Consider the following 11,734-nt stretch of genomic DNA (forward strand, 5'->3'; position numbering starts at 1 on the left):
CGACTTATCGCGCGGCGATGCAGGGCGCAGGGACCCGAGCAGAGCCGGATCTGCCGGGCGGGCATAGACCTTGCCGGCGGCCGGCCTTGGGATCCGCATTCCCAGCCGATTGAAACCATGCGCCGCGCCGGAGGTTTGTTGACGGGCATCTCGTCGGCGGAACTCTCATGGACCAGATAACTCAGCCTCGAAGCGACGGCCATGGCTTGCGGCCCGTGGCGGACAATGTGTGGATCGTCGACGGCGGCCGGATTCGGGCCGCCGGACTGCCGCTCTCCGTGCGCATGACGGTGATCCGCCTGTCGAGCGGTGATCTGCTGCTGCACTCGCCCACGTGCTTCACTCATGCGCTGCGGGAGGAGCTGGAGCAGCTGGGACCCATCAAATATCTGCTCGCGCCCAACGTCGCGCACTGGATGTTCTTGCCGGACTGGCAGGCGGCCCTGCCGAATGCGCAGGTCTTCGCTGCGCCGGGCTTGGCAGAGCGCCAGCAGGTTCGCCGCAGCGGCCTGCGTATCGATCGTGAGCTGACCGATGTCACGCCGGACGAATGGTCCGCAGATATCCAGTTGGTGCTCGTTGCCGCACCGATGTTCGCCGAAGTGGAGCTGTTTCACAGGCCGAGCCGCACACTCGTCCTGACGGACCTCGTGCAGAACCTGGCACCGGAAGGTCTGGGCATCGTGGCGCGGACCGCGGCGAATCTGCTCGGGATCACCGCGCCTGATGGCGAGGCACCGACCCATCTGCGGATGCTGCTGCGGCTCGGCGGCCGTGCCGTCCGGCTCGCGGCGGCGCGGTTGATTGCGCTGGCGCCCGAACGCGTCGTCTTTTCCCATGGCCGATGGTTCGACACCGGCGGCGCGCACCAGCTGCGCCGCGCGCTCGGCTGGCTGCTGGATGCCTCCCCCGAGGCGCGCCGGCTGATGCGTGATCTGAAGGGAACGCGCGTCGTGGTGACGGGCGCCTCGAGCGGCATCGGCCGGGCGACGGCACTCGCCTTGGCGCGGGAAGGGGCCAGCATCGTGCTGGCCGCGCGGCGCGTGGACGTGCTGAAAGACGTCGCGGCCGAATGCGAAACCCTTGGCGGGCGCGCCATCGCCGTCGGCACCGATGTGACCGATGCAGCCGCGGTCATGCACTTGGCCGATCAGGCCGTGCAGACGTTCGGTGGCATCGATGTCTGGATCAACAACGCCGGAACCGGGGTGTTCGGCGCCTATCAGGACGCCGACATCGCGCTCCACCATAAGACCATCGAGGTCAATCTGCTGGGGACGATGAACGGTGCCTATGCGGTTCTGCCGGTCTTCCTGCGGCAGCAGCGCGGAACCTTGATCAACAACATCTCGCTCGGTGGATGGGCACCGACTCCGTTCGCCGCCGCCTACACCGCCAGCAAGTTCGGTCTCCGCGGCTTCTCGGCGAGCTTGCGTCAGGAACTCGCCGGTCACAAGGATATCCACGTCTGCAGCGTATTCCCCGCGATGGTCGACACGCCCGGCTTCGTGCATGGCGCCAACATGTCCGGCCGCAATCTCGATCCAGGACCGCTGCTGTACCGGCCTGAGGACGTCGCCGAGACGTTCTTGCAGTTGATCCGCACTCCTCACGACGAAGTCGCCGTCGGCTGGCCGGCGCGGCTCGGGCAGATCTCCTATGCCCTGGCGCGCTGGCCGACCGAGCGACTCATGAGCGCGGCGTTCCGTTTCCTGTTGTCGCGCGCGAAGGGCGCACCACGCAGCACAGGTGCCGTGTTGGCGCCGATCGCCGCTGGCACCGCGGTGAGCGGCGGCTGGCTCGTGCGCAAGAAGCTGCCGCCGGCCGGGCAGCTCAGCAGAATTGGATTGGCACTTGGGCTCGGAGGCATCGCGTTGGTTGCTCTTGCGCGCGCCCGCCGGCCTTCGCGGCCATCGCGCCGACATATTACCCGCTGATCCCCGGGGGCGTCCATGCTCGGCAAGCTCGATTGGTCGGCGATCCCTTTTGGCCAGCCCATCCCGCTCGTGGCCGCAGGCCTCGTGCTGGTGGCGATCCTCGGTGTCCTCGGATGGGTCTTGGCGAAGGGGTACTTCCCTTATCTCTGGCGTGAATGGATCACCAGCGTCGATCACAAGCGGATCGGCGTGATGTACATGCTGCTCGCCTTCATGATGCTGCTGCGTGGCGGCACTGATGCGATCATGATGCGAACGCAGCAGGCGGTGGCGTTTCATTCCAACGGCTATCTTCCGCCGGAGCACTACAACCAGATCTTCTCCGCCCACGGCACTATCATGATCTTCTTCGTGGCGATGCCGTTCGTGATCGGGCTGATGAATCTGGTCGTGCCGCTGCAGCTCGGGGTACGGGATGTCGCCTTTCCCACGCTGAACTCCGTCGGCTTCTGGCTCACGGCCACCGGCGCGCTGCTGGTCAACGTGTCCCTCGTGGTCGGCGAGTTCGCGCGCACCGGCTGGCTGCCGTTCCCGCCCTTGTCGGAGTTGACCTACTCGCCGGGAGTGGGCGTGGACTATTACATCTGGGCGCTGGAGATCTCCGGCGTCGGGACCCTGGTCAGCGGCATCAACCTGGTCACCACCGTCCTCAAGCTGCGCACCCGGGGCATGAGCTATTTGCACATGCCGATGTTCTGCTGGACCACGCTGGCAACGAACCTGCTGATCGTCGCGGCGTTTCCGATCCTCACGGCGACGCTGACGATGCTGATGCTCGACCGCTATTTCGGCTTCCACTTTTTCACCAACGAGGCCGGCGGCAACATGATGATGTTCATGAACCTGATCTGGGCCTGGGGACATCCCGAGGTCTACATCCTGGTTCTGCCGGCGTTCGGGATCTACTCCGAGGTGGTCGCGACGTTCTCGAGCAAGTCGCTGTTCGGCTATCGCTCGATGGTGTTGGCGACCATGGCGATCTGCGTCATCTCCTTCATGGTCTGGCTGCATCATTTCTTCACGATGGGGGCGGGCCCCAACGTGAACGCGATCTTCGGCATTGCGAGCATGATCATCGCGGTGCCTACGGGCGTGAAGATCTATAATTGGCTGTTCACGATGTATGGCGGGCGGGTGCGCTTCACGACGCCCATGCTGTGGTCGGTCGGCTTCATGATCACCTTCATGATCGGCGGGCTCACCGGCGTGCTTGTCGCGGTGCCGCCGGCGGATTTCCTGCTGCACAACAGCCTGTTCCTGGTCGCCCATTTCCACAACGTCATCATAGGCGGCGTGCTGTTCGGGGTATTCGCCGGTGTCACTTACTGGTTTCCAAAGGCGTTCGGCTTCCGGCTGTATGAGAGCTGGGGCAAGGCGGCGTTCTGGTTCACCCTCATTGGCTTCTACGTGACCTTCATGCCGCTCTATGTCGTCGGCCTGCTCGGCATGACCCGACGGATGCAGCACTACGATGTCGCGGAATGGCGTCCCTGGCTTGCAGCTGCAACGTTCGGCACGGCGCTGCTCGCCATCGGTGTCATTCTCCAGATTCTCCAACTGGTCTTCAGCATCCGCGATCGCGAGCTCCTACGCGATACGACCGGCGACCCCTGGGACGGCCGCTCGCTCGAATGGGCCACGTCCTCACCGCCGCCGGTGTTCAATTTTGCGGTGCTGCCGAATGTGACGGGGCAGGATGCGTATTGGCGGATCAAGGAAAATGCAAAAGACCAGCAGCCCCATACGCGGGAAAAGGACTATCAGGACATCGAGCTGCCAAAAAACTCCCCCACGGGATTCGTCTGCGCCTTCTTCGCCACGGTCATGGGCTTCGCGCTGATCTGGCACATCTGGTGGATGGTGGCGCTCGGCGCAATGGGCGCGTTGGCGACATTCGTCGTGTTTGCCTGGCGCGATCACGACGAGTACGTCATCCCTGCGGCGGAGGTCGCCCGGATCGATCGGGGCATCATCGAAGCGCGGCAGGGATTCTCGTCGTCAGCGGCTGCCGGGGCCTGAGACCCATCGAAGGGAAGCTGCCGATGCGTCGGGCCAGCCGCACGCACCGGCGAATTCACATCACCAGCGATGATGGGCGCGGATCACGCCATGGCCGTGGCGGTGATGGCCCCAACCCGGACCGCGGTAATAGCCGTAGCTGTGGCGCCACGGCCGCGGGCCATAGGAATAGCCGTAGCTGCGATAGATCGGGCGCGGCACGTAGCTGTAGCCGTAGCCGTAGCCGCCGTAATAGGGGCGGTAGGCCGGGTAGTAGCCGCCATAGCCGTAGGGATAGGCAGCGTAGCGATACCCGCCGTAGTAGGGATAGGGCGCGTAGCCGCCATAGTAGGAGGGGGCGGCGATCGCCGATCCGATCAGGGCACCCGCCAACAGCCCCGCGCCGATTGCGGCACCGCCGCCCCAGCCGCCATGCCAGCCGCCGTAGCGGACCTGGACGGCATTCGAGCTTTCGGCGCCCGGTTTGGCGGCTGCCGACAGCGACGTCAGCGGCGCAGCCGAGACCGAGTGCAGCGTGGACAAAGAAAGTGCGCCGGCGATGGCGAGCGTCGCGGCGGCTTTGAAGGTGACCATCCCGATGTCTCCCGTTGATTCAGGCTCATACTCAACCGGATGAGACGCACTTCGTTGCATTTGTCGCGGCGGACGTTTTGTCGCGCGCCATGGGTCCAGGCGGCGGTCGATGCCGGAGACCGGCATCGGCCTTGATGTCGCTACGGGCAGGAATGGCGCAGGCCGTCATTGCCGAGATAGGTGCCGGAGCCCGGGTCGTAGGATCGGAACCGCTGGGCGCAATAGGCCTGGGCGTTGGCGGCCTCGGCGCGGCTGTTGGCGATGGCGCCACCGATGATCGCGCCGGCCGCGAGACCGCCCAGGGCGGCGGCACCCGCACCGTAGCCGTGGCGATGCCCGCCATAGCGATGGCCGTAATCGCCGTGGCGATGACCGTAGCCGCCGCGCCAGTGGCGATATTGCACCTGCTGCAGCTCGGTCGCGTTCTGCGTGGCGGCGGCCGGCGCCGCGTGGTTCGGCAACGGCGCGGCGGCGAGCGGCGATGCGGCCGCGAGCGACATCGTTCCGATGGTGGCGACCGTCAAAAGTTTGCGCAGATCCATCTGCGTGCTCCTTTCTGTTCGTTGTGCCGGAGGGCAACGGCTCGCCGTCGCCCTCCGTTCCGCGCTGCAAAGGAGCATGTCGGCGGCACGAGGTCGCAGCCAAGAGCGAACCGTGACCGCAAGCTACTCGATCAGCGCGTCGAGCAGCGCATCCGGACATTCCGTCATCATCGTATGCCCCGCGCCGGGCAGCACGATGGTGCGCGATTGCGCGATTGCAGCCGCCAGCGCCTTGCCGGCCTTCAGCGGCGTCATCATGTCCTTTTCGCCGAGGATCAGCCGCGTCGGCACCTTGATCCTGGCCGCCGCTGCCAGCGCATCCTGATAGTCGTTGCAGGCGGAGAGATCGTTGAACAGCACGCCCGGCGCGCAGCGCTCCAGGGTCGCCTGCGCGCCGCCATGCATCCACAGCCCGGGCGCGCGGCTGCCGCCGAGCTCGGCGGCAAAACCGAGGCCCCAGATCGAGACCATGTCGATGGCGGCGTGATCGTTGGCTTCGGCGGCCTTCAGGAGGTCAGGTCCGACCGTCATCGCTGCCGCGGTGCCGATCAGGCTGAGCGCCGACACGCGATCGGGATGGCGCGCCGCGGCATCCAGCGCAATCAGCGATCCCATCGAATGCCCGATCAGGTGAGCGGGCTTCGCGTTCACCGCCTGCAACAGCGCGACGATCCAATCGGCCATGGCGGTGATGGTCGGCAGCGCCGGCCCCGTCGAGCGGCCATGGCCCGGCAGATCGGGCGCCAGCACGGCAAAGCCGTGATGGGCGAACCAGCGGCTGTGCAGCGCCCAGACCGAATGATCGAAGCCGGCGCCATGGATGAAGACGACGGCGGGCAGGGACGAATCGAACTCGCGGCCGCCCGTGGCGGCGAAGACCTCATGATCTCCGATCGACAGTTGCATGGGCTCACACCTTCTGCGAGGCGCGCAGCGCCTGTCCGAGATCGTCGATGATGTCGCCGGCCGCCTCGATGCCGACCGAGAGCCGGATCAGCTCCTCGCCGATTCCGGCCGCGGCGAGCTGGGCGGCGTCCATCTGCTGATGCGTGGTCGAGGCGGGGTGGATCACCAGCGTCTTGGCGTCGCCGACATTGGCGAGATGGCTGATCAGCTTCAGGCTCTCGATGAACTTGCGTCCCGCGGGACGTCCGCCCTTGATACCGAACGAGATGATCGAGCCGGCGCCGCGCGGCAACAGCTCCTTGGCGAGCGCATGGTCCGGATGGGTCTCGAGCGAAGGATGCAGCACCCAGTCGACGGCCTTGTTGGCGGTCAGCGCCTCCAGCACCGCGCGGGTGTTGGTGACGTGCCGCTCCATGCGCAGATGCAGCGTCTCGACGCCCTGCAGCAGATGGAACGCGTTGGTCGGCGACAGGCAGGCGCCGAAATCGCGCAGGCCTTCGGTCCGCGCGCGCATGATGAAGGCGGCCGCGCCGAACTGCTCGTCGAAGACGATGCCATGATAGCCGGCATAGGGTTCGGTGAGCTGCGTGAACTTGGCCGAGGCGCGCCAGTCGAACCGGCCGCCATCGATGATCGCGCCGCCGATCGCGATGCCATGGCCGCCGAGCCACTTGGTCGCGGAGTGCATCACGATGTCGGCGCCTTGGGAAATCGGCTGGCTCAGATAGGGCGTGGCGAAGGTGTTGTCGATCAGGAGCGGCACGCCGGCCGCGTGCGCGATCGCCGAGACCTTGGGGATGTCCAGCACCTCGAGGCCGGGGTTGCCGAGGGTCTCGCCGATCAGGAGCCGCGTGTTCGGCTTGATCGCAGCGCGGAAACCGTCGTGATCCCTGGGCTTGACGAAGCTCGTGGTGATGCCGAAGCGCGGCAGCGTGTGCGCGAGCAGGTTGATGGTGCCGCCATAGAGCGAGGAGGAGGCCACGATGTGATCGCCCGCATTCAGAAGCGTGGCGATGGCCAGATGCAGCGCCGCCTGGCCGCTCGCGGTGCAGACCGCGCCGACGCCGCCTTCGAGCGCGGCGAGCCGCTCTTCGAGCACGGCCGTGGTCGGGTTGGAGATGCGGGTATAGATGTGGCCGGCGCGTTCGAGATTGAACAGCGCCGCGGCGTGCTCGGTGTCGTCGAACACATAGGACGTGGTCTGATAGATCGGCACCGCGCGGGCGCCGGTCGCGGGATCCGGGTGCTGGCCCGCGTGCAGGCTCAGGGTCTCGAAGGCGGGCGGTTTCGGCGGCGGCATGCGGATCAACTCTCCTCAAGCAGATCGCATCTTTTGCCACAGATTTCGCGGTCCGTCAGGAGCGGTGCGGTGCGCCGCCCCTGCGACATCGATCAGCCGCCGAAGCGCTGCGGGAACAGGCCGGCCGAGGCGATCTCGGCGATGGACAGGCGTGCGCTCGGCTTCTCGCGCTCCTTGAGCATGGCCGGCAGCTTTTCGCCATCGCCCTTGCGGCCGACCGCGATCGCGATCTCCACGGCGAAACCGGCGGGCACCCCGAGGGCCGTCTGCGCGGCGGCGACGTCGAAGCCGCTCATGCCATGGGTGATCCAGCCGGACAACGCGGCCTGGTTGGCGAAATTGGCCCAGGCCGCGCCGGCATCGAAGGAATGCGTGCGCGTCGGTGCCGGCTCGGTCTTGCCCGCCGGGATGAAGGTCTTCTTCGACAGCACGTAGACGATCGCCGCGGCATGCTGCGCCCAGCCGCGGTTGAACTCGACCAGCGGCGCCAGGAAGGTGTCGAACTCGGCCGAGCCGCGCAGCGCGTAGAGGAAGCGCCAGGGCTGCGAATTGTAGGAGGAGGGCGCCCAGCGTGCCGCCTCGATGAAGGTCAGGAGCTCCGTCTCGGGAAGCGCCTCGTCGCTGAAGCCGCGCGGCGACCAGCGATCGACGAAGATGCGATGCGCCGGATGCTCGGTGATGCGGCCGGTCGGGGGAGGAAGATGGGCAGTCACGGGGGTCTCCTTCGTTCAGGCCCGTCCTCGGGCCTCGTGCCGCGCCTCGCTGCGCAGCACAATCGCGACCTCTGTGTGGCTCACGGTGCTTTGGGAGTCCAGATCGCCAACGCAGATGTGTCCACCTTCGCCGGCAGCACGCGCTCCGCCAGGAAAGCATCCGCGATCTTCTGCTGTTCCGACAGGCCGGCCGCGGTGACCGCGCCGACCTGGTAGGAGCGGTGGCTGTTGGCCTCCTCGACGGTGGCCGCATCGATGCCCCACAGCGCTGCGAGCTGGCTCGCCGCGGCGGCCGGATTGGCCTTCACCCATTTGCCGGTTTCGACGAGCTTGCCGTAGATGACGTTGAGGGCGTCGCCATGCCCGGCGGCGTAGTCGGCGGATGCGAGATAGTAGCGCTTGTAGCTGGCAAGCCCGTCGCTGCCGTCCGCGAGCACGCGCGCCCCTGACTGGCGGATGGTGCTGGTCAGGAACGGATCCCACGCGACCCAGGCATCGACATTGTTGCTGACGAAAGCGGTCCTGCCGTCGGCGGGCGGCAGATAGGCGGGGGTGATGTCCTTGAAGGTGAGACCCGCTTTGGCGAGCGCGGCGAGCAGCAGATAGTGGCTGCCGGCGCCCTTGGTCACCGCGATCTTCCTGCCTTTCAGCTCAGCGAGCGTCTTGGCCGGCGAAGCCGTTGCCACGAGGATCGCCTGCGCCGACGGCGAGGCGGCCTCCTCGGCGACATAAGCGAGCCTCGCGCCCGCGGCCTGCGCGAACACCGGGACGGTATCGGCGACATCGGCGCCGACATCGATGCTGCCGATGTTGATCGCTTCCAGCAGCGGCAGGCCGCTGGAGAATTCGTGCCACGACACCTTGATGCCGAGCGGCGCCAGCGCCTTCTCCAGCTCGCCATTGGTCTTGAGGAGGGCGATCAGGGTCGAGGATCTCTGATAGCCGATGCGCAGCGTCTCGGCTGCGTCGGCTTGCGACGTGGCAAGCGCGCCGAGCAGGGCCGCGGCCATCATCAGGACGCCGCGACGGGCGAGATGCAAGGGCCGCGCGCGACGCAGGCCGCTGAAGGACGGTGTCATTCGGCAATCTCCCAAACAGGCGGTTGCATGCAATTGTCCAGGATCATTCGCAGGATCGTCAGCCCTGCGCAATTTTGCAGATCTGTTCATATGGAGAGGAAAGTTTCTCATGTGCCCGTGCCGCGAGAGGTTTTGTTTTCTTGGCGCGCGAGATCTGACGAGACAGCCGTTCGCATCCTCGCCACGCGCAGAGCGTCCGAGAGATGTCTGCCGTTCGTCCCTCCATCGAGAGAGGGCACAGGGAAGGCCGGGCGTCGACTGACACCCATGGCCCGCGTGCAAAAAAGGAAGCACGCGGCGGTTACCACAGGATCAGCCGGACATCCGGCCTTCCCTGCGCAATGGGCTTACGGCTTATACGCGATCTCCCCGGTGCGCCGGGCTTTCTGGCCACCGTCATCCGCGAGACACGCAAGCATCTTCGCGAACTTGATACTAGCATCGGAGTATCAGGACCGCGCGATTTCGCCGTCCGGCTCCCATCGTTCGTCCGCGCGCTTGACGCACACTGCGACGAGAACCGGCCATCGCATCCCGCACCAACGTTTCGTGACGTTCGCGAAGCGCCCCTCTCGATCGGGCGGGATGGGGTGATACAACCATGAATTCTGAAAAAAAGAAACAAGAATATTTTTCGTCGCGGGACTGGACAGGGCAAATCAGCCTGAGAATGCGGGCGAATTCCGCTTCGTCGCGCACGCGCGAGGAGAAGCCATTGGCTCGTCACGCAAGCCCTGGGGCTTCGGCATATCACAATCAGCTTGTGCCCCTCTGCCGCGACGGCATGGCAGGGCCTCGGCCCGGCCATGACGTCTTAACGACTCTCCACAGAGGTCTGGGCGGGCATGTCCTATCGAACTGCCGGCCGAAATGAAGCGCGGGAGCTCACGAGCGGATTTGGCCGGAGGCCTCCGACTTGCGCGGTGCGCCGAGCCGGCAGCCATGGGGGGCAGGAGCCACGGAGTGGGCACGTTCGGGAGGACAGCCCGTGACTAAGGCAGACCTCTGGGACCGAGCCGGCGGCGTCTGGATTCAGCCCATTACGGACGTCGAAGGTTGCTGGTACTCAAGATAGAACCGGACTGGATCACTATGTCCGGGTTACCCCCGGTCGCGACCGTTAGCGCGGACATCCCGGCTCGGCAGCCATGGGCCATGAACGGAAGTGACGACTACTTAGCATTGTCGTAGAGTGCGGGTTGCTCCGCGCTTGGCTCCATCATGGACCGGTATTGCGGCTGGGCTTCGGACGGAACATGGGCAAGCTGCTGGCGCTAATTGTGGTGGTTTTCATGAGTTGGTTGTCCAACGCGCAGGCCCAGTCTTTAACTGTCGATCCGGAGTCCATCGTCCCACTGCCGGACAAGTTCGAGATGGAGACGCCGGCACCCGACGTGCCGCCGGAGCTCGCGCGCTTTTACGGCGCGTGGATCGGAACTTGGGGCGACGACATCAGAACTGTCCTGGTCGTCGAGAGCGTAAGAGCCGACGGGCGTGCGAATGTGATTTTTGCGCACGGCGACTCGGCATGGTACGGCACCTATCGCGAATGGTGGCGGGCCGAGGCCAAGATCGCCGATGGCGTGCTGACCATCGCGGGTAAAGCCATGCTGACCGAGTGGCTTCGCAGCATGCAATACGCGATCGATGGCTCGGATCGGCTGTACCAGACCTCGACCTACCATGCGGGGGGTATCGTCTCCGGGACACTGGTCCGCACGGATGCGGCACGGCTTGCCGCCGGCGAGCGACCGAGCGAATGGCCGCGGCCCGGCGAGCGCGTGTGGATTCCCCATCTCACGGTTCGGACACCTGATGGCACGCGGCCGATCATGCTCGAAGCGACCTACTACCCGCCTGCCGGCCCAGGGCAGGCGCCGCTCGCGATCATCACCCATGGATCAGATGCGGGCCGAAATCAGCTCAGGACAATCTCGCATTCAACCGAGGCACATTGGCTTCACACCAACGGGTTTGCCGTGCTGGCGCTGATGCGCCGCGGACGGGGCAAGTCCGAAGGAATTAACGGCGAAGAAGACTTTGGGCGTGATCACAATGGTTACCTCATCGATTTGTCGGCTGGTATCGCGCAGGCCGTTGAGGATCTCGAGTCCGCGATTGCCTACGGCCGCAAACTGCCCGGTGTACGGCCGGGTCCTGTGCTTCTCGCTGGCCAGTCACGCGGTGGATTTCTCGCTATCCACTATGCTGGCCTCAAACCCAGTGAGGTCATGGGCGTGGTAAATTTCTCTGGCGGCTGGTATCCCTATGGACGGGTCACCACGCCATATTACGCGAATGCCGGCCACGGCGCGGCCGACAAGGTCCCGGAGCTTTGGTTCTACGCCGACAATGACCGACTCTACAATGAAGCGCTGATCCGCGAATACTACCAAGCATTCACAGCGGCCGGCGGCAGCGCGCGCTTCGAGCTATTCCACGGCATTCCAGGCAACGGCCATGTGCTGCTGCTTTATCCCGACCGATGGCAGCCGATTGCGGACCAATTCTTGGCAACCCTCAACCTGCCAAGGCCCTAAGGCGCTCCCACAGTTTGCGCATTCCGCCTGAGACGAGGCGTCCGTTGTGGGTCTTGGTCGTGTAAAAACGGCCTTGCGGACGTCCGTCCTGACCACGAGGACGCGGGCGTTTCTCAGGCTGTGAT

General features: G+C 65.6%; 9 protein-coding genes. 3 read left to right on the forward strand and 6 right to left on the reverse strand.

Features of this window, described 5'->3' with window-relative positions:
* The first annotated feature begins 167 nt into the window (after positions 1 to 167).
* Positions 168 to 1,937, forward strand: coding sequence for an SDR family oxidoreductase (locus ACQR0U_RS31990; protein WP_434844161.1), 1,770 nt, complete (start codon positions 168 to 170; stop codon positions 1,935 to 1,937).
* A gap of 15 nt (positions 1,938 to 1,952) precedes the next feature.
* Positions 1,953 to 3,956 carry a cytochrome o ubiquinol oxidase subunit I gene (gene cyoB / locus ACQR0U_RS31995; RefSeq protein WP_434844160.1) on the forward strand — a complete coding sequence of 668 codons (2,004 nt, stop codon included), beginning with the start codon at positions 1,953 to 1,955 and terminating at the stop codon, positions 3,954 to 3,956.
* 60 nt (positions 3,957 to 4,016) lie between these two features.
* Here the strand turns inward: cyoB and ACQR0U_RS32000 are convergent, their stop codons facing one another.
* From ACQR0U_RS32000 to ACQR0U_RS32025, 6 genes are all read right to left on the reverse strand, one after another.
* The gene (locus tag ACQR0U_RS32000; protein WP_316166954.1) at positions 4,017 to 4,529 is read right to left on the reverse strand and encodes a hypothetical protein; all 513 of its coding nucleotides are present in this window, start codon (positions 4,527 to 4,529) and stop codon (positions 4,017 to 4,019) included.
* 140 nt (positions 4,530 to 4,669) lie between these two features.
* On the reverse strand, positions 4,670 to 5,071 hold the full coding sequence (locus ACQR0U_RS32005; RefSeq protein WP_316173087.1) for a BA14K family protein: 402 nt from the start codon (positions 5,069 to 5,071) through the stop codon (positions 4,670 to 4,672).
* A gap of 123 nt (positions 5,072 to 5,194) precedes the next feature.
* On the reverse strand, positions 5,195 to 5,977 hold the full coding sequence (locus ACQR0U_RS32010) for an alpha/beta fold hydrolase (protein WP_316166952.1): 783 nt from the start codon (positions 5,975 to 5,977) through the stop codon (positions 5,195 to 5,197).
* Between the two features lie 4 nt (positions 5,978 to 5,981).
* On the reverse strand, positions 5,982 to 7,277 hold the full coding sequence (locus ACQR0U_RS32015; protein ID WP_316166950.1) for an O-acetylhomoserine aminocarboxypropyltransferase: 1,296 nt from the start codon (positions 7,275 to 7,277) through the stop codon (positions 5,982 to 5,984).
* Between the two features lie 92 nt (positions 7,278 to 7,369).
* Positions 7,370 to 7,990, reverse strand: coding sequence for a nitroreductase family protein (locus ACQR0U_RS32020; protein WP_316166948.1), 621 nt, complete (start codon positions 7,988 to 7,990; stop codon positions 7,370 to 7,372).
* Between the two features lie 80 nt (positions 7,991 to 8,070).
* Positions 8,071 to 9,069, reverse strand: coding sequence for an aliphatic sulfonate ABC transporter substrate-binding protein (locus ACQR0U_RS32025; protein WP_434840888.1), 999 nt, complete (start codon positions 9,067 to 9,069; stop codon positions 8,071 to 8,073).
* A gap of 1,256 nt (positions 9,070 to 10,325) precedes the next feature.
* On the opposite strand from ACQR0U_RS32025, the gene ACQR0U_RS32030 reads away from it, so the two are divergent.
* Positions 10,326 to 11,609 carry a dienelactone hydrolase family protein gene (locus ACQR0U_RS32030; RefSeq protein WP_434844159.1) on the forward strand — a complete coding sequence of 428 codons (1,284 nt, stop codon included), beginning with the start codon at positions 10,326 to 10,328 and terminating at the stop codon, positions 11,607 to 11,609.
* The last annotated feature ends 125 nt before the right edge of the window (positions 11,610 to 11,734 follow it).

Origin of the sequence: Bradyrhizobium sp. HKCCYLRH3097 (genome assembly GCF_051167875.1) — a bacterium.
GTDB lineage: Bacteria > Pseudomonadota > Alphaproteobacteria > Rhizobiales > Xanthobacteraceae > Bradyrhizobium.